Annotated in this window: 13 protein-coding genes, 1 tRNA gene and 1 other RNA gene; 4 read left to right on the top strand and 11 right to left on the bottom strand. The window is 66.3% G+C overall.

The genetic code is table 11. The features are described from left to right. Positions 1–200: 200 nt before the first annotated feature. Positions 201–995: an isocitrate lyase/PEP mutase family protein gene (locus AC3WTC_RS13805; RefSeq protein ID WP_492711662.1), complete on the bottom strand. Its 795-nt coding sequence runs from the start codon at positions 993–995 to the stop codon at positions 201–203. A 123-nt stretch (positions 996–1,118) separates the two neighbouring features. On the opposite strand from AC3WTC_RS13805, the gene AC3WTC_RS13800 reads away from it, so the two are divergent. Then, the gene (locus AC3WTC_RS13800) at positions 1,119–1,562 is read left to right on the top strand and encodes a GNAT family N-acetyltransferase (protein WP_301868885.1); all 444 of its coding nucleotides are present in this window, start codon (positions 1,119–1,121) and stop codon (positions 1,560–1,562) included. Positions 1,563–1,617: 55 nt separating this feature from the next. Here AC3WTC_RS13800 and AC3WTC_RS13795 read toward each other — a convergent pair whose 3' ends face one another. Both AC3WTC_RS13795 and AC3WTC_RS13790 read right to left on the bottom strand, forming a co-directional pair. Next, complete coding sequence (locus tag AC3WTC_RS13795; protein ID WP_492711661.1) at positions 1,618–10,875, bottom strand: autotransporter-associated beta strand repeat-containing protein; 9,258 nt, start codon at positions 10,873–10,875, stop codon at positions 1,618–1,620. Between the two features lie 367 nt (positions 10,876–11,242). Further along, complete coding sequence (locus AC3WTC_RS13790; RefSeq protein ID WP_032977375.1) at positions 11,243–11,560, bottom strand: DMT family transporter; 318 nt, start codon at positions 11,558–11,560, stop codon at positions 11,243–11,245. 299 nt (positions 11,561–11,859) lie between these two features. Between AC3WTC_RS13790 and ffs the strand changes: the two genes are divergently transcribed. After that, an RNA gene (gene ffs / locus AC3WTC_RS13785) (signal recognition particle sRNA small type) lies at positions 11,860–11,956 on the top strand. 76 nt (positions 11,957–12,032) lie between these two features. On the opposite strand, the gene AC3WTC_RS13780 is transcribed toward ffs, so the two are convergent. The 3 genes from AC3WTC_RS13780 to AC3WTC_RS13770 are packed head-to-tail and all read right to left on the bottom strand — an operon-like array spanning position 12,033 to position 13,935. Then, complete coding sequence (locus AC3WTC_RS13780) at positions 12,033–12,422, bottom strand: nuclear transport factor 2 family protein (protein WP_492711659.1); 390 nt, start codon at positions 12,420–12,422, stop codon at positions 12,033–12,035. Continuing rightward, complete coding sequence (locus AC3WTC_RS13775) at positions 12,419–13,186, bottom strand: MBL fold metallo-hydrolase (RefSeq protein WP_025878163.1); 768 nt, start codon at positions 13,184–13,186, stop codon at positions 12,419–12,421. The genes AC3WTC_RS13780 and AC3WTC_RS13775 overlap by 4 nt, the downstream gene beginning before the upstream one ends. Next, positions 13,186–13,935: a 3-deoxy-D-manno-octulosonic acid kinase gene (locus AC3WTC_RS13770; protein ID WP_033830466.1), complete on the bottom strand. Its 750-nt coding sequence runs from the start codon at positions 13,933–13,935 to the stop codon at positions 13,186–13,188. The genes AC3WTC_RS13775 and AC3WTC_RS13770 overlap by 1 nt, the downstream gene beginning before the upstream one ends. 20 nt (positions 13,936–13,955) lie before the next feature. Between AC3WTC_RS13770 and AC3WTC_RS13765 the strand changes: the two genes are divergently transcribed. After that, on the top strand, positions 13,956–15,002 hold the full coding sequence (locus AC3WTC_RS13765) for a glycosyltransferase family 9 protein (protein WP_059066114.1): 1,047 nt from the start codon (positions 13,956–13,958) through the stop codon (positions 15,000–15,002). Positions 15,003–15,120: 118 nt separating this feature from the next. Here AC3WTC_RS13765 and AC3WTC_RS13760 read toward each other — a convergent pair whose 3' ends face one another. Together AC3WTC_RS13760 and AC3WTC_RS13755 are read right to left on the bottom strand one after the other, a co-directional pair. Continuing rightward, positions 15,121–15,525: a DUF6165 family protein gene (locus tag AC3WTC_RS13760; protein WP_032977378.1), complete on the bottom strand. Its 405-nt coding sequence runs from the start codon at positions 15,523–15,525 to the stop codon at positions 15,121–15,123. Between the two features lie 393 nt (positions 15,526–15,918). Continuing rightward, positions 15,919–16,009 (bottom strand) — tRNA-Ser (locus AC3WTC_RS13755). 169 nt (positions 16,010–16,178) lie between these two features. On the opposite strand from AC3WTC_RS13755, the gene AC3WTC_RS13750 reads away from it, so the two are divergent. Next, positions 16,179–16,883 (top strand): PP2C family protein-serine/threonine phosphatase, encoded by a 705-nt coding sequence (locus tag AC3WTC_RS13750; RefSeq protein ID WP_059066113.1) that lies wholly within the window; start codon positions 16,179–16,181, stop codon positions 16,881–16,883. A gap of 70 nt (positions 16,884–16,953) precedes the next feature. Here AC3WTC_RS13750 and dnaQ read toward each other — a convergent pair whose 3' ends face one another. From dnaQ to AC3WTC_RS13735, 3 genes are read right to left on the bottom strand one after another with little or no spacing between them, the layout of a single operon-like run. Further along, positions 16,954–17,682: a DNA polymerase III subunit epsilon gene (dnaQ, locus tag AC3WTC_RS13745; protein ID WP_025878156.1), complete on the bottom strand. Its 729-nt coding sequence runs from the start codon at positions 17,680–17,682 to the stop codon at positions 16,954–16,956. Between the two features lie 4 nt (positions 17,683–17,686). Beyond that, positions 17,687–18,139 (bottom strand): ribonuclease HI, encoded by a 453-nt coding sequence (gene rnhA / locus AC3WTC_RS13740; protein WP_025878155.1) that lies wholly within the window; start codon positions 18,137–18,139, stop codon positions 17,687–17,689. Positions 18,140–18,151: 12 nt separating this feature from the next. Then, positions 18,152–18,796 carry a class I SAM-dependent methyltransferase gene (locus AC3WTC_RS13735; RefSeq protein ID WP_080149931.1) on the bottom strand — a complete coding sequence of 215 codons (645 nt, stop codon included), beginning with the start codon at positions 18,794–18,796 and terminating at the stop codon, positions 18,152–18,154. Positions 18,797–18,807: the final 11 nt, after the last annotated feature.

Genomic DNA, 18,807 nt, shown 5'->3' with positions numbered 1-18,807 from the left:
TCGCCCCAAACGTTGCTGCGCAACGTTCGGGCCCCTCCCTTCGCCGGCCTCTCCCCGCCCCTGTCGGGGCAGCCCCTAAACAAAGGGGCTTGTTCCTCCAGCTACGGCAGTAGATCCACGCCATGCGTGGATGCCTCGGCCCGCTCGCATCGACTACCCGCCCGTGGTCGAGCCTGTCGGCGCGCACCGCCTTGGCGCCCTCAGCTGCCGCTGAACAGCTGGTTCAAGGCCGCATAGCCCGGTGCGCCCTCGGGCATCGCCATCACACCGCCGAGAAAATCCGTGGTCGCCGCAGCCATCGCTGTCCATGCGTGCATGAACAAGGCCGGGCCAGCGCTGAGCCGCCGCACGCCGGCCTGCGACAGCGCAGCAAACGGCGCCATCCCTGGCAGCCACATCAGGTTGAGAGGCAGCGACACGCCGCTGGCAACTGCAGCAGCCTCGTCCAGCGCGTGAAGCCCGGGCACGAAGCCGCCGTCGGCACCGGCACATGCATAGGCCTGCAGCCGATCGATGCTCATTCCCACCGCCTCATTCCCTTCAGCCAGGCCGCGCAGATACACATCGGTGCGCGCATTGATGAACAGCGATCGTCCGCCCAGCGCCGAACGGATGGCGCTGATCTTGTCCACCAGCACCGCAGGGCTGCCGGCACCGTCTTCGATGTTGATCCCTACTGCACCCGCCTCCACCAAGCGCAGCACCCGCTCAGCGACCGCATCGGGGACATCGCTGTAACCGTCCTCGATATCGACCGTGACCGGCAGCGAGGTCACACCAACAATTTCCGAAACCCGCTGCAGCAGCGCGGTATCCGGCAGCGCACCGCCATCGGCATAGCCGCAGGACCACGCCATGGCAGCACTCGATGTTCCCACCGCGACAGCTCCCAGCTGCTGGACCAGGCGGGCGCCACCGGCATCCCATACGTTGGGCAGCACATAAAGACCAGCGCGTTGATGGAGTTGAACGAAGTTCTGGTGAACGTTGGACATGGAACCTCCTGATGACGAGGACCCGCAGTCTGCGTCCGGACCGGTTTCCGGGCTCGCCATATCCGGACATCAATGGTCCGGACCTCGCGCACAATGTGCCCGCCACCACGATGACAGTCATTCATGACACCCCGCCCCTACCGCTGCACCGACCTCACCGCCTGCCTGTCGATCTTCGACAGCAACGTGCCCACCTACTTCGCACCCGCAGAGCGGGGTGACTTCGAGCGCTTCCTGCACGAACACGCCGTGCCACGCGCCTTCCAGGTGATCGAGGTCGAGGGCCAGGTGGTGGCCTGCGGCGGCCTCTGGCACTGCGGCGATGGCAGCGCCAGCTTGTGCTGGGGCATGGTCGAACGAAGTCGCCACAGACAGGGGCTGGGACGCGCGCTGGCAGTGGCCCGGCTTCAACAGGCTGAAACAGACCCATCGGTCCAGCGCATCACGCTCAGCACCAGCCAGCACACGCAGGGCTTCTATGCCGGCCTCGGCTTCCAGGTGGTACGCGTGGTAGCCGATGGCCACGGCGCCGGAATCGACGCCGTGGAAATGCAGCGGGTGCTGTAACCCGGCTCTCGACGGATCCACGCATGGCGTGGATCCGTCGAAGACACGCGCTGGCTCAGAACCCGACGCGCAGGTTCAACTGGCCACCGATATCGTTGCGACCGTCGCCATGCTGGCCCTGCACGAACAGCGACAGCTGGCTGCTGCGTCCCAGGCCAACGGCCACACCGACCTGGCTGACCAGTGCGTTGCGCGCCATCACGGCACTGTAGGCATCGAACGCCGTGCCACCGACGGCGAAGCTCTGCCGGCTGGCCACGTCGGTGTCACCGGACGCATGCTGCCAGCCCAGGCCGACCGTCAGCTGTGCCGGATAGCGCTCGCCGCTGCCCACATCCCAGCGGCCGCGTACGCCGACGGTGCTGACATTGAGCGTGTCCTTGCCGCCCTCCAGCACCAGCGCCGCGCTGCCGCCCTGCTCCACCGCGCGATCGCTGTCCACCCAGTGCTTGGTGAACTGCACATACGGTTGCAGTTGCGTCCTGCCATGGGTCCAGGTCCAGCTGCCTTCGATCTGGGCGATGGTGACATCCGAATCCTGGCGGCTGTGCAGCGTCTGTGCCAGCAGCGGCACTTCACGCGTGGTGCGCGTGCGGTAATCGCCGCGCGACACACTGCCACCGACCGCAAATCCGTTGTTCCACTCGCCCTGCGCATACAGTCCATAGGTGTTGCCACGCAGGCGTGCACGCGACTGGCGATCGTACAGCCGCGTGTCCAGCCGCTCGCTGCCCGCCGCCGCACCCAGCACCACATGCTCGCCGAGCTTCCAATCGACGCCGGCCATCAGTGCATTGCGGTTGGCACGGATCTCGTCACCGTTACCATCGCCGTCCTGCTTGAACACCTTGCCGCTACCCGCCAGCCATGCCGAAGCACGCTCGCCACGCACCGTCGGCAACTCGCTGCCAAGACGCTGGCGGATGCCCTCTTCCAGGTAGTTGTCGTACAGCAGCACTGCACGGCTGGCTGCATGCACTTCACCGGAGAGCTGGTTGAACGCGTTGCGCGCGGTGGCGGTGTCGTAAGCCAGCAGCGTGTTGTACAGGCCCAGCGCCGCGCCGGTCTGCGGCAGGCTGTCCAGCGCCGATGCCACGCCCAGCTGGTTGCGGGTCTGCGCAGCCGTGACGAAGGCCGCTGTCTGCTTCACATCGATCTTCAGCTGCGCGGCATTCGCTGTGTAGACCGGGCTCAGTGAGAGGAACGCCGAGGTGGTGGTGGGAGGCACGAACTGCCCGCTGACGCCGCCGCCTGCGTTGATGATCGTGTACTGCTGGCCCTGCTGGTAGCTGGTGTTCGGGTCGATGGCATTGACCACCACCGATGCACCACCGATGTTCGCGCTGCCGCCCACCTGCACCACGTCACTGCCGGTAGCGCCCAGGTCGACCGACAGCGTGCTGCCCGGTGCCAGGGTCAGGTTGCCGCCCACGGTGATCGCGCCCGTACCGTTGCCTCCACTGCTGCCATTGCCCGGGCCGTTGCCCGGCGACAGCACACCGCCGCTGCTCACGGTGACGCCGCCAGCGCTGCCGCCGATGGTGCCGGTACCCGACAACGTGGTGCCGCTGCCGATGGTCCATTGGCCACCGACGGTGCCGGTGACATTCAGGCCACCACCGGTGACCTGACCGGTACCGGTGAATCCGCCACTGTTGCCGCCCAGGTTGAGCAGGCCAGGGCCGGCCTGCACGATGCTGCCCGCGCCACTGATGCTGCCACCCAGCGTGGTGGTGCTGCCGGTGTTGACCACCAGGCCACCGTTGTTGGTGATGTTGCCGGTGACCGCGCCGCTGGCGCCGCCGTTGCCGATCTGCACAGTACCGCCGGCATTGATCGTGGTGCCACCGGTATAGGTGTTGTTGCCGGTAAGGACCAGCGTGCCGCTGCCGGCCTGGGTCAACCCGCCGCTGCCACTGACCACGCCACCAAGCGTGGTATTGCCGCCGACGTTGAACACCAGGCTGCCGTTGTTGCTGACGTTGCCGGTGATCGCACCCGTGGCGCCACCATTGCCCACCTGCAGCGTACCGCCGGTGTTGATGGTGGTACCGCCGGTGTAGGTGTTGTTGCCGGTCAGGGTCAGCGTACCGGCACCGGCCTGGGTCAGACCGCCGCTGCCGCTGACCACGCCCGCGAGCGTAGTGTTGCCACCCACGTTGAACACCAGGCTGCCGTTGTTGCCGACGTCGCCGATGATCGACCCCGTTGCACCACCATTGCCCACCTGCAGGGTGCCACCGGTATTGATGGTGGTGCCGCCGGTATAGGTATTGTTGCCGGTCAGCGTCAGCGTGCCGCTGCCGGCCTGGGTCAGGCCACCACTGCCACTGACGGCGCCACCGAGTGTCGTGTTGCCCGACAGGTTGACCACCAGTGCGCCGTTGTTGGTCACGTCGCCGACGATCGCACCGGTCGCGCCGCCATTGCCGATCTGCAACGTGCTGCCACCGTTGATGGTGGTGCCACCGGTGTAGGTGTTGTTGCCGGTCAGGGTCAACGTGCCGGTGCCGGTCTGCACCAGGCCACCGCTGCCACCGATGGTGCCACCGAAGGTGGTGCTGGCATTGCTGCCGCCGGTGGTCAGGGTGGAACCGCCGAGCACCACGTTGCCGCTGGCAACACCGGCCAGGCCACCAATGGCCTGGTTGCCGGCCGCACTGATGTCGAGCGTTCCGGCGCCGGCCAGGTTCACCGTGCTGGCCGAGGACAGGCTGCCACCGGCGGCGACCGCCAGGGTGCCGCTGTTGATCGTCGTGGTGCCGGTGTAGCTGCTGGCACCGCCCAGGGTCACCGTCGCCGCACCATCCTTGAGCAGGCTGCCACTGCCAGCGATGTCACCGTCCAGCGTCAGCGGCGTGCCCCCCAGCAGGGTCAACGTGCCGCTTGCCAGCTGCACGTTGTTGGCCAGGGTCAGCGGCACACTGCCGTCCAGCGTGGCGTCACCGCCTACGGTCAGCGTGCCGGTGCCCAGGGCACCACTGCTGCCCAGCGACAGACCACCGGCATTGAGCGCCACTCCGCCACCGAAGGTGTTGCTGCCGGTCAGGCCGAGTACGCCGGCACCGTTTTTGACCAGGCCACCGGCGCCACTGATGTCCCCGGCAAAGGTGCTGTTGCCCGCTGCGTTGGTGGTCAGTGTGTTGCCGCCAAGGCTGATCGTGCTGCCGGCAACGCCGGACAATGTACCGATGGCCTGGTTGCCACCGCTGGAGATGTCAAAACCGGTGCCGGCGTTGGCCAGGTTCACTGCGCCGGTTGCGGCCAGGCTGCCACCGGCGCCGATCGCCAGCGTGCCAGCGTTGATAGTGGTGCCGCCCGTGAAAGTGTTGGTGCCGGTCAATGTTTCGGTACCGGTGCCCTCCTTGATCAGTCCACCGGTGCCGCCGATCGAACCACTGAACACACCATTGGTGGCATCGCCGATGGTCAACGTGTTCGCGCCGAGGTTGACCGTGCCATTGCCGATCAGCGTGCCGAATACCTGCGTGCCGCTGCCGGCCGAAAGATCGAAGGTGGCGCCCGTGGCCAGATTGACGATACCGCCTGCGCTGAGGCTGGCACCAGCACCGAGCGCGAGCGTGCCCGCGTTGATGTAGGTGCCGCCGGTATAGGTGTTGGTGCCGTTCAACGTGAGGGTAGCAACGCCGTCCTTGGTCAAGCTGCCGGCCCCCGACAGGTTGCCGTTGAGGGTGAGATCGTTGCTGCCAAGTACGGTCAGGCCCGCGTTGAGCACCACGTTGTTGGCCAAGGTCACCGCACTGCTGGAATCAAGCGTGGAAGCGCCCCCCACCGTCAACGTGCCGGTTCCCAGCGCAGCGTTGTTGCCCACCACCAGGCCGCCGGCATTGAGGGTGACGCCGCCACCAAACGTGCTGGCACCGTTGAGGGTCTGCACGCCGCTGCCATTCTTGACCAGCCCACCGCTGCCGGTCAGGGCACCGTTGAAGGTCGCGTCGGTGGTACCTCCCAGCGTCAGGCTGTTGCCACCCAACGACACCGTGCTGCCGGCCACGCCCGCCAGCGAACCGACGCTCTGGTTGCCGCCGGCGGAGATGTCGAAGGTGCCGGTACCGGCCAGGTTCACCGCGCCGGTCGGCGACAGGCTGCCGCCCGCCCCGATCGCCAGCGTGCCGCTGTTGATGACCGTGCCGCCGGTGAAGGTGTTGCTGCCGGTCAGGGTGACCGTCGCCGCGCCGTTCTTGATCAGGCCACCATCGCCGGTGACCGCCCCGCCCAGCGTCAATGCATTGCTGCCAAGCAGGTTGAGCGTGGCACCGGCCAGCAGGCCGATGTCGTTGCCGAGGTTCGCAGCGATGCTGCTGTCCAGCGATGCGTTGGCGCCCACGGTCAGCGCGCCGGTACCCAGCGCGGCATTGTTGCCCACCACCAGGCCGCCACCGTTGAGTGCCACCCCGCCACCGAAGACGTTGGCGCCGCCCAACGTCTGGATGCCCGTACCGTTCTTGACCAGCCCGCCGGTCCCACCGATCACGCCATCGAAGGTCCCGTTGCCAACACCGCCGAAGGTCAGCGTATTTCCGCCCAGCGCCACGGTGCTGCCAGCGACGCCGTTGAGCGCGCCGATGGTCTGGTTGCCGGCCGCGGAGATGTCGAAGCCGGTGCCCGGCGCGGAAAGCGTGACTGCACCGGTTGCCGCCAGGCTGCCACCGGCACCGATCGCCAGCGTTCCCGCATTGATCAGGGTGCCACCGGTGAAGGTGTTGGTACCGGTCAGCGTTTCAGTACCGGTCCCCTCCTTGATCAGGCCGCCGGTGCCGGCGATGGAGCCGCTGAAGACACCGTTGGTCGGTCCGCCGACAGTGATCGAGTTCGCGCCCAGGTTGACCGTGCCACTACCGGTCAGGGTGCCGAAGGTCTGGGCACCGTTGCCCGCGGAGAGATCCAGCGTAGCGCCGGTTGCCAGGTTGACGATGCCGCTGGCGGCCAGGCTTGCACCTGCTCCCAGCGCCAGCGTGCCGGCGTTGACGTTGGTGCCGCCGGTATAGGTGTTCACGCCGTTCAAGGTCAGCGTGGCAGCACCATTCTTGGTCAGGCTGCCGGTGCCGGAGATCACCCCGTTGAGCGTCAGCGCGTTGCTGCCCAGCACGGTCAGGCCGGCATTGAGGGCGATGTTGTTGACCAGTGTTGCCGCCAGGCTGGTGTCGAGGGTGGCCGCGCCACCCACGGTCAGCGCACCACTGCCCAGTGCCGCATCATTGCCGAGCAGCAGGCCACCGGCATTGAGGCTGACGCCGCCGCCGAAGGTGTTGGCAGCGGACAGCGTCTGCACGCCCGCGCCCACCTTGACCAGGCCACCGCCTCCGCTGATCACGCCATCGAACACCGCATCGGCTGCCGTACCAAAGGTCAGCGAGTTTCCTCCCAGCGCGACCGTCGAACCGACCACGCCATTCAGCGCGCCGATGGTCTGGTTGCCGGTTGCCGCCGATATATCGAAGCCCGCGCCGGCGCCGCCGAGGGTGACGTCACCCCCGACAGCCAGGCTGCCGCCTGCGCCAAGCGCCAGGGTTCCGGCATTGATCGTGGTGCTGCCGGCGTAGGTGTTCGCATTGGCCAAGGTCAGTGTGGCTGCACCGTTCTTGACCAGTGCACCATTGCCGGACACCACGCCGCCGAGCGTCAGCGCATTGCTGCCCTGCAGGGCAAGCGTCGTGCCCGAGGCCAGGTTGATCGCGTTGCCCACGGTGTAGGCGGCGGCAGTGTCCAGCGTTGCATTGCCGCCGACGTTGAGCGCACCCGTTCCCAGAGCGCCAGCGTTGCCCAACTGCAGGTTGCCGCCATTCAACGCTAAGCCGCCACTGAAGCCGTTAGCGTTGCCGAGGGTCAACGTACCGGCGCCGTTCTTGACCAGACTGCCGGTGCCGGAAATCACGCCATCGAGCGTGAGTGCGTTGCTGCCGATCAGCGTCAGTGCCGAGCCGGCGCCAAGGTTGACCGCATTGGTCAGGTCAAGCGCAATGCTGTTATCCAGGCTGGCATTCGCAGCCACGTTCAGCGCGCCGGTTCCCAGCGCTCCACTGTTGCCCAGCAACAGGCCGCCGCCCGCCAGGTTCAGGCCGCCACCGAAGGTATTGGCACCGTTGAGCGTCAACACCGTGGCGCCGTTCTTCGCCAGGCCACCGTCGCCGGACACCACGCCGCCCAGCGTGATGTTCTGGCTGCCGGGGAGCGTAAGAATCGCACCGGTACCCAAGGCCACGTTGTTGCTCAGGTTCAGCGCAACCGCCGCGTCCAGCGACACGTTGCCGCCGATGTTCAGCGCGCCGGTGCCGGCCGCCGCACTGCTGCCCAGCAGCACGCTGCCGGCATTGAGGTTGAGGCCACCGCTGAAGCCATTGGTGCCGTTCAAGGTCAACAGCGAGGCGCCGTTCTTGGTCAGGCTGCCGACGCCGGAGATGTCGCCGGTCAGGGTGATGTTGTTGCTGCCGCCCAGGGTCAGCGCGGCACCGAGGTTGACCGCGTTGCCCAGGGTCAGCGCAGAGCTGCCGTCCAACGTCGCGGCACCGTTGACGCTGAGCGCGCCGGTGCCCAGTGCACCGCTGTTGCCCAGCAGCAGACCGCCAGCATTGAGCGCGACGCCGCCGGTGAAGGTGTTTGCGCCGGTCAACGTCTGTACGCCACTTCCGTTCTTTACCAGGCCTCCGCCGACGCCACTGATCACACCGGCGAAGACCTGGTCGGCCACACTGCCAAAGGTGAGCGTATTGCCGCCCAATGCCACGGTGGAACCTGCCACGCCGGACAGTGCACCGATGGTCTGGTTACCACCCAGGGAAAGATCCAGCGCCGCCCCAGCCCCCGACAGGCTGACCGCGCCAGTCGCGGCCAAGCTGCCACCACTGCCCAGCGCCACCGTGCCGGCAGCAACGTTCAAGCCACCGGTGAAGGTATTGGCGCCGTTGAGCGTCAGTGTCGAAGGCCCGCTCTTTATCAGGCCGCCACCACCGGAAATCGCACCGCCCAGTGTCAGCGCGTTGCCACCCAGCACGTTCAACGAACCTGCCGCGCCGATGATCACGTCATTGCCCAGGGTCAGGGCTGAAGAGGTATCCAGCGTCGCAGCGTTGTTGATGTCCAGCAGGCCGGTACCGAGCGCACTGCTGTTGCCCAGCAGCAGGCCGCCACCGTTGACGACGAGGCCGCCACTGAACGTGTTGGCGCCGTTCAACGTGAGCAGCGATGCGCCGTTCTTGCCAAGGTTGCCGACGCCGGAGATCACCCCGTTCAACACCACGGGCTGGCCGCCCTGCAGCGCGAGCGAACCGCCGGCGCCGAGCGTGATGTCGTTGGCCAGGGTGAGCGCTGCGGTGGTGCCATCCAGCGTGACCTCGCCGCCCACGCTCAGCACACCCGTTCCCAATGCACCGTTGTTGCCGAGCAGCAGGCCGCCGCCATTCAGGGCAAAACCACCGGTCAAGCTGTTGCTGCCGGACAGTGTCTGCACTCCGGTACCGACCTTGACCAGGCCACCGGTAGTGCCAGTGAAGTTGCCGGCGAAGGAGGTATTGCCGAGACCGCCTAGAGTAAGTGTGCGAGTGCCCAGGCTGACCGTTCCACCAAGCCCGGACAGCGAGCCGACGGTCTGGTTGGCTGCGGCAGTGAGGTCCAGCGACGTGCCTGCCGTGAGCGAGATCGCAGCGGTCGGTGACAGGCTGCCGCCTGCACCGAGCGCCAACGCGCCGCCCGCGATCGAGACATTGCCGGTAAGCGTGTTTGCACCGCCCAGGGTGAGCGTGCCGGCGCCGTTCTTCACCAGATTGCCGGCACCAGACAGCGCACCGTTCAACGTCAACGCATTGGTGCCGACCAGATTCAGACTGCCACCACCGTTGACGACGATGTTGTTGGCGAGATTGAAGGCCCCGCTGGTATCCAGCGACGCGGCACCACCTACCGTCAGGTTGCCGCTGCCCAGCGCACCTGCGTTGCCCAGCAGCAAGCCGCCAGCATTGAGGTTGACGCCACCACCGAACAGGTTCGCGCCGCCCAGCGTGACCACACCGGTGTTGGTCACGGTCAGGCCGCCAGCACCGGACAGCACACCACTCAAGCTGAAGGGGTTGGTGCCGCCCAACGTCAGTCTGCCAGTGTTGAGCGCAAAGGAATTTGCAAGCGTGAGCCCGCCCGCCGATGCCGCGATGGCGCCGCCGTTGACGTTGAAGGTACCGGTACCGAATGACGCCGCGTTGTTGAAGTTGACCAAGCCATCGTTGATCGTGGCACTGGTTCCGGTCCAGGCACCTTGCAGATTCCAGGTACCACTGTTGACGGTCAGGTTCTCGAATCCGGTGTAATTGCCCCAAACGAGGTTGGTCACCGTCCCGCCGGTACCCGCGCCCGGGCCCGAAGCGCTGTTCTGCAGCAGCAGGCGATCGCTGGCACCGGTACCGCCATCGACAATGCCGGCAGCGGCCAGATTCACGCCTACGGTGCCCAGAACGCCCGCAATGCCCGTTGCCAGCACGCCGCGGTTGACGCTTGAACCGGACACGGCGGTGAACGTGTTTCCCGTCGTCGTGGAGTTGCCCAGGTGCACGCTGCCGGTGATGCTGCCGGCGTTGATCACATTATTGCCCGCTGTTGATCCGCCCAGACCTATGCGGCCGGTGATGCTGCCGCTGTTGGTGAGGTTGGTCTGCGCACCGCCGTAGCTGACGATGGCAGCGGCGTCGGCAGTGGTGAACAGCCCCGCCCCGAGGATGGACATGTCCACGGTGCCGTCATTGGTGATGTTGGTGACACCACCGGCAGCGTTCTGCGTGACCAGTGCCTGTCCACCAAACCCAAGAATCGAACCGATGTTGACCAGGCCCTTGATGCTGCCGCCCGCCTGGTTGTTGACGTTGATGGTATTGCCACCGGCAGTGTTGTTGCCCAGCACCATGCCTGCCGCCGCAAGGCTCAAGCCGCCGTTGATGGTGGGATCGATCGTGCCCTGGTTGTTCACCGTGATGCCGTTGCCGGACAGCGTCACCGCAGTGCCCCCCAGTACCGGCGGCACGCTCAGCACCGCGCCGGTGGCGATGTTCAGGGTCACGCCATTGGCGGTACTGGAAAGATTGTTCTGGTCCGTCGCGCCATCGCAGGTAATCACCGCACCGGCCGTGGTGCAGGCTGCAAACGCCGAGCCGCTGGCCAGTGTGGCCGCCAACGCCACTGCCAATCGCTGTAGTTTCATCCCGCGCCGTGTTGCCGTGATACCGCCTCCCGTCGGATTCTGGGTGATTTCCGAGGCCACCTGCATCACACCCAGGGCACGATTGAAAACCAGACGGTAAATGCGGTTCATCGGTAAATCTCCATGAAATGACCGGTGGCACAGCAGGCAGGTTTTTTGGAGGTGATGTCGTCCTGCCCTGCTCCACCCGGGAACAAGACCTGCGGTATCAACCTTGAAAAACAGTCACACTTTCACGTGCAAGCGCTGCAGGAACTGCGCGCGCCTGCCTGTCCGTCAGCGCGAAAACTCCCCGGTTTCGCTTGACGAATGGGCGCACTGTGCGGCCGTCAACGCCAGCACCACGTGAATCCGGCACGTTATTTTCATGATGGCCGTCAAATAATCACGGCAGTCGTCACGACTTTGCCGAAAATGCATATTCTCTTGTTTCTGCAGAACGGGAATATCCATATTCCCGCCGCATTCATAACCGGCCTCAGCTGCTGGAGAGTTTCATCAGCACCAGGCCGGCGACGATCAGTACCGCCGCGCCAATCCGCATCGGGCTGACCTGCTCGCCCAGGAACACGATGCCGACCACGAAAGCACCGACCGCGCCGATACCGGTCCAGATCGTATAGGCGGTGCCAAGCGGCAGGCTGCGCATGGCGACGGCCAGCAGCCAGAAGCTGGCGATCATGCCGACGATGGTGATGACGGTGGGGGTGAGTTTGGTGAAGCCTTCAGACTGCTTCATCGACACGGCCCAGACGATTTCCAGCAGGCCGGCAAACAACAGATAGATCCAGGCCATGACAGCCCTCCTTTGGTAGGGCCAGGCCGTCCTGGTCATTGAATCCCGATGTGGGGGAGGTCGTTCCTCCTGGGACCGGATTCTAGCAACGGCGGCAGCCACCGGCCGACGCTGGGGGCACAGGGTTACATCGGATTCAGTGCATGAAGCTGGCATCAACGCACCTGCCTGCGCTAGAATGCGCGTCTGCCATCGGTAAGCCGATGTGCAGTCCGGCTGTGGTCTCCGGCGCACAACGCGCTGCTTCCCCTGATCCGTGAATCGGCCGCCTCCGGGCGGCCAACGTCTCTATGGTGGCCCCGTCGGCCCCTCGCGACGCTAGGTCGAAAACTCCGCCAGGGCCGGAAGGCAGCAACGGTATCGATCGACGCGGGCGCCGAGGTCAGCCGGCGGGGCCACCGCCTTTTCGGCGAAGCCCCGCTCCGGTAGATGCCAACCTTGGTTGGCGCCCTTCGCCGGGCATGCCCCGGCGCTACCGCGCCTCAGGCGTACCCTGATGGAACACCATCCGCCAGCCCGTTGAATGCTGACGCCACAGCGAGCTGCGCAGCACCCACCGCTGCGGCTGGTCATCGACGTGATAGCGACTGCGGTAACGCACCTGGGCCAAGCCCTCTGCCAGCATCCACACGGCGTACCGGTCCGACTCGATCACCACCTGCGCACGCTCCAGCGGGATCTCTTCCAGCGCGGCCTCACGGCCGTAGCACTGGCCGGAGCTGCCGATCTCGCTGAAATCCTCATCCAGCAATGCCGCCAGACGCTCATGGTCTGCGCGCACCTGCGGGCAATGCAGTGCGCGTTCCAACCCCTCCAGTTCTGCGGCCAGCGCCGGTGGAGCGGCGGCGCCAGCGCTGCTCACGGCGGATCCTGCGCCAGCACGTGCGGGGCGGTCGGCGCGGCCAGCACAACACACTGGCCCGGCTGTGCCACCCGGTGCCCGCGCGCGGCCAGGGCCTGGCCATCGGCCACGCTGGCGTAGTGGTACAGCATCATCCGTGCCTGCAGCTCGGCGCTGTACTCGCGCTCCAGGTCATCCACCCCGGTATGCGAAGGATTGCCGTGCAACCCGCAGTCGTGGGCGATCAGTTCGTTGTCACTGGCATAGCGCGCCAGCATTTCCGGAATCGGCCTGGTGTCGCCGCTCCAGGTCAGGGCGCCCTGCAGGCGCAGGCCATAGGCCGTCTCCGGCCAGTGGTGCCGCACGGGGAACACCTCCAGCCGCACACCCTCGTGCCAGAACGCATCGCCCACCACGATCAGCTGGAAGGCATCCCAGAAGTTGGCGCCGCCCTCGGCCAGCACGTTCGGGTAATCGCCGATGCGCTTGTGCAGCAGCGGCACCACCGTGGCCGGCACGTACAGGCGCACCTTGCCGCGCCGCTGCGCGCTGAAGAAGGTATCCACGAACAGCCGTTCGAAACCGGCCACGTGATCCAGGTGCACATGGGTAACGAACAGCGCCTGCGGCATATGCCCGTAATGAGCCTTGAAGGCAGTCAGGCCTTCGCCGCCGCAGTCGATGGTCAGCCACGGCCGGCCATCGCGCTCGATCACCGACATCGGCGAACCCAGCTCGACCGCCGACGCATTGCCGACGCCGAGGAAACGCAACGACCAGTCCATCAGGTGCCCCGGTTCCAGGCCATGTCATAGGCGCGACGCAGGCGCGCGTAGTCTTTTTCCACGTCTTCCACGCTGCGCTCACCGCGCAGCTTGACCAGCGAGCGCAGCAGGCGCTTGAGATTGCGCTCGCGCCAGGCCGTGGCCGGGATGCGGATCACCCCGCGATCGAAGTCGATCAGCCAGCCATGCCCGTTGCCATCGAACAGGATGTTGTGCGCATTGAGATCGGCATGGTCCAGCCCGGCACGGTGGAAGCGCGCGATCATCCGCCCGGTTTCCTCCCACGGTGCCCCGCGCCCGGCCACCAGTGCGCGGTCGGCCAGCGAGCGCACCCCTTCGATCCGTTCCATCAGGATCGCGGCGCGGTAGCGCAGGCCTTCACGCATGTAGAAGGCGGCAATCGGCCTGGGCACCGGCAGCTTCTTCTCGCGCAACGCGCGCATCAGGCGGAATTCGGCAAAGCTGCGGGTCCGGTCCGCCCCCCGCCAGATGTACTGGTCGTGGCTGATCCGGGCCGCCAGCCCCCCGCGCAGGTAGTGCCGCAGTACGCTGGCGCCGAACGGCGCATCCACGAACCAGGCGCTGCCACGGCCGCCCTCACCCACCGGCCGGGCCTTGCCGGCCCAGTGCTGTGGCGAGAACAGACCGATGTCGGCTTGCCGCAGCCGCTCGCGGTCGAACAGAATGGCCCCGATGCCGCGACCCTCGCGGCATGGCGTCAGCGCTTCATTGGCGTCGAATGCGACCATTCCTTTGAGTCTAACAACACATGGCATCAGCGTCCTCCTCCTTGTGTCTTCTGCGCCTGTCCGCTCTTGGCGATGTGACCCACGTAGTGCCGCTGGTGCGCACCCTGCAGGCCGCGCGCCCGGACACGCCGATCCACTGGATCATCGACAAGGTCGGGCAGAAGCTGCTCGATGGCCTGCCGGGCGTCATCTTCCACGCCTACGACAAGAAGACCGGCATGGCCGGAGTGAAGGAGCTGCGCAAGCAGTTGCCGCCTGGGCGTTTCGAGGCCCTGCTGCAGATGCAGGTGGCGTTCCGCGCCAACGTGCTGTCGGCCTTCATTCCTGCCGAGCGCCGCATTGGGTACGACCGCAGCCGCTCCAAGGATCTGCACGGCCTCTTCATCAACGAACGCATCCCTGATCGCCCGGGCATCCATGTGCTCGATGCCATCGGCAGCTTCTGTGAGCCGCTGGGCCTGCGCCAGACTGATGTCAGCTGGGACCTGGCCGTGCCGCAGGCAGCCTATGACTGGGCCGCTGCGCAATGGCAGGACGATGGCCGGCCGGTGCTGATGATCTCGCCCTGCTCCAGCCACGTGCGCCGCAACTGGTACGCCGACCGCTATGCCGAGGTCGCCAACCATGCCGTCACGCGCGGTTGGCGGATCGTACTGTGCGGCGGCCGCAGCGAACTGGAGCGCAGCATGGCCGACGCCATCCAGGCCCAGCTGGATGTTCCGGCACTGGACCTGGTCGGCAAGGACACGCTCAAGCAGTTGCCGGCCCTGCTGGCCCGCGCCAATCTGGTGATGACCCCGGACTCTGGCCCGATGCACATTGCCAACGCAATGGGTACCAAGGTGCTGGGCCTGCATGCGGCCAGCAACCCGAACCGCAGCGGCCCGTATTCGGACCGCCGCTACTGCGCGGACCGCTACGACGACGCGGCGCGCAAGTATCTGGGCAAGCAGGCAGCCGACCTCAAGTGGGGCACCAAGATCGAATTCGACGATGTGATGGAACTGATCACCGTCGAGGACGGCATTGCCGCGTTCGAGCGTTACGTCGCCGACCATCTGGGATGAGTGGCACGCCGGGCAGCTGAGCGCTGTCTACTGGGTGCGGACCTTGGTCCGCACCGTCCCGCAACCCGGGAGATCCATCCACGCATGGCGTGGATCTACTGCGTCGGGCCGCCCGGGATTACGCGCGCTGCGTGTAATCCTGGTAGGACTTCTCTTCCACGTACGCCGAACCCAGCGCCAGGTTGATCGCCTTCTTGATCCGTGCGCGTTCGTCGTTGCGCAGGTACACGCTGCGCGCCAGGTCGATAAACCCCTGATCGAACGCCTGCGCCTTGTCCTTCAGGCGGATGTCGTCCTCGATCTCCCACAGCTGCTCGTTGACCGCCTTCAGCTCGGCGCGCAGCTTGGCGATGTCCTTCACTGCTGCCGGGTGCGCCATCCACGTGGTTTCCAGCGCGGACAGCTCCTTGCGTACGTTGGCCAGCTTGCCTTCGTCACTGATGCGCTCGGACTTGATCTGCAGGATCGAGATCTTGTCCAGCAGCTCGCCGAATGAAACGGGGACGAGGATTTCAGCGGTCATCGTGGCGGCTCCAGCAGGTGATGACGTACATGGTAACCCGCCGCACGCGAACAGCATCCACGCATGGCGTGGATCTACTCAAGCATCCGCAGGAAGGTCGGCAAAGGGAGGGGCCCGAACGTTGCAGTGCAACGTTTGGGGCGACGCGCGAAGCGTCGTCGCATCCCCGCGCCAGATAAAAAAGCCACCGATCCGTGCAAGTTGACGCGAAGCCATCTGGAGCAATAAGCCCCTCTGTTGAGGGGCTGCCCCGACAGGGGCGGGGAGAGGCCGGCAAAGGGAGGGGCCCGAACGTTGCATCGCAACGTTTGGGGCGACGCGCGAAGCGTCGTCGCATCCCCGCGCCAGATTAAAAAAGAAGGGCTGCCTTTCGGCAGCCCTTCTTTTTTAATCTGGCGGAGAGGGGGGGATTCGAACCCCCGAGGCGCTATAAACGCCTGCCTGATTTCGAGTCAGGTACATTCAACCGCTCTGCCACCTCTCCAGATGTTCCCCGGCGAACCGGGGACGCGCATCATACGAGGAAGCGCGGCTGACGACAAGTCATTGCGCCCAATGAAGTGAAATTTTCCTGACTGCATGGCTTGCCGGATGTCCGCTTGGCCGTGATGATGCCGTTCTCCCCGGCATTACCCCCTCGCCCAGCACCCACCATGATCGAATTCGGACATCTCACCCACCCCGGCCTGCGCCGCCAGCTCAATGAAGACACCTATTACGGTGACGGCGAGCTGGCCCTGTGGCTGGTAGCCGACGGCATGGGCGGGCACGCCTGCGGCGAGGTGGCCAGCGCACTGGCGCGCGAGACCATCGTGCGTGAGATCCGCCGTGGCGCGCCGTTGGCGCAGGCGATCCGCACCGCCGACGAAGAGATCATCCGCGCCTCGCGCCGGCGCAACGACAGCCTGCCGATGGGCACCACCGTGGTCGCTGCACGGGTGCAGGGCAACCGTTACGAAGTGGCCTGGGTCGGCGACAGCCGCGCCTATCTGTGGCGCGATGGCCAGCTTGCCCAGCTCAGCCAGGACCACAGCGTGGTGCAGGAACTGGTCGCGCAGGGCAACCTGACCGCCGAGCAGGCGCGCGCCCATCCCCACCGGAACGTGGTCACCCAGGCACTGGGCGTCACCGACCCGGCACACCTGAACGTGGCGACCACCAGCGGCGAGCTGCGCCCGGGAATGCAGTTGCTGCTGTGCAGTGATGGCCTGACCGAGGAAGTGGATGACCGCGGCATCGCCCGCACCCTCGCCTTCGACGACGCCAGCGCGCAGGAATGCGTGGACAGCCTGGTCGCCTCCGCCCTCGACGGCGGCGGCTCGGACAACATCACCGTGATCCTGGTGCGCTGCCACTAACCCATGCAGGGCGTGGATCTACAGTAGAGCCACGCCATGCGTGGCTGCATTTCGCACGCCACCGCTGCGCCTACGCGCTCGCGGCCTCTTCCACCTTCGGGCCGTCCCACAACGCGTGGCCGGCCTTCTTGCGCAGCCGTTCCAGACGCGCCGCATGCGCTTCCTGCTCCGACGGCGTGGCCACCACGCGCGGCCGCGGCAGCAGCTTGGACGCATCGAACGCCTGCAACGCCGCAGCGCCACCGGCATCGTCATCGCCCAGCCCGAAGCCGATCTCCTCCTGGCCCGAGGTCAACGCGATGTACACATCACCCAGGATCTGCGCATCCAGCAGACCGCCATGCAGGGCGCGGTGCGAGTTGTCCACGCCCAGCCGCTTGCACAGGGCGTCAAGCGAGTTGCGCTGGCCCGGGAAGCGCTCGCGCGCCAGCGCCAGGGTATCGATCACCGTGCAGCGGTCGGTGATCTTGCCGTACTGCTCGCCGAGCAGGGACAGCTCGTTGTCGAGGAAGCCCAGGTCGAACGCGGCGTTGTGGATGATCAGCTCGGCGCCATCGATGAAGGCCAGGAACTCCTCCACGACCTGCGCGAACTCCGGCTTGTCGGCGAGGAATTCCAGGGTCAGGCCGGTCACTTCCTGCGCACCCTGTTCGAATTCGCAGTCCGGCTTCAGGTACTGGTGATAGGTATTGCCGGTCGGGCGGCGCTTGAACAACTCGACGCAGCCGATTTCGACGACGCGGTTGCCCTTCTTCCACTCCAGGCCGGTGGTTTCGGTATCAAGGATGATCTGACGCATGGGCTCAGTTTACCGGGCTGCCGTCGCGGATCTGGATCGCGGCGTTGCGGGCCAGGGTATCCACGCGTTCATTGTCCGGGTCGCCGGAATGGCCTTTCACCCAGCGCCAGTCGATCTGGTGCCGCAACGTGGCGGCCTGCAGGCGCTCCCACAGTTCACGGTTCTTCACCGGGTCACCGCCGGCGGTCTTCCAGTTCTTGCGGATCCAGCCCGGCAGCCACTGGGTCAGGCCCTGCCGTACGTACTGCGAATCGGTATAGAGGACGATCTCACAGGGCTCGGTCAACGACTCCAGGCCGGAAATGGCCGCCATCAGCTCCATCCGATTGTTGGTGGTATGCGCTTCGCCACCGCTCAGTTCGCGCTCGTGCCCCTTGTAGCGCAACAGCGCCGCCCAGCCACCGGGGCCGGGATTGCCGAGGCAGGAACCGTCGGTGTGGATTTCGATGGTTTTCAATACAACTCCAGATCAGGTAGCAACGGTGCCGTGCCAGCGCACGGGCAACGGGGTCGGCCCGGGCAGGGCCAGCGTGCGTTTTTCAGCGTGGAACAGGCAGGCCGCGCGCAGGGGGGCCCAGCCGCCGCGACGGCGGCTGCCGGCACCCTGCCACATCGGCCCCAGGTAACGCACGTCCTCGCATTCCAGCCCATGGCGCTCAAGCAGCTGGCGGATCCGCTGCGGCGTGCGCACCACCAGCCCGTGCTGGCGCCAGCGCGTGCGGAACGGGCTGAACGGGTTGAGGCTGGTCAGCCACAGATGGCCGCCGGGCATCAGCACGCGCTCGCATTCGTCCAGCAGATGGTCGGCATCGCCGACGGTCACATGCTGCAGCACGATGGCGTTGACGCTCTCGTTGGGCAGCGGCAACGGCAGGGCACAGCGGGTATCGCCGGCGTAACCACTGCCCTGGCGATGCAGGCGCAGGCCCCGACCGCCCAGCTGCGCATCCGCCAGCCAGGCGGCGCTGGGGGCGATCCACAACCAGGGCCGGGTCGGCAGCAGCGACAGCTGCGGCAGCAGCAGCTGCCGTTCGAGCACGCGCAGGGCCTCCGCCGGTTCACTGTCGAACCACGGGGCCTGGCTCGCTTGACGGGTGCTCTGCAGCGCGGGCATGGTCCAATTCT

Source organism: Stenotrophomonas sp. FW305-C-20-S1, from assembly GCF_058783335.1.
The sequence above is the reverse complement of the archived record's forward strand: the minus strand, read 5'-3'. Positions and strand labels throughout refer to the sequence as shown.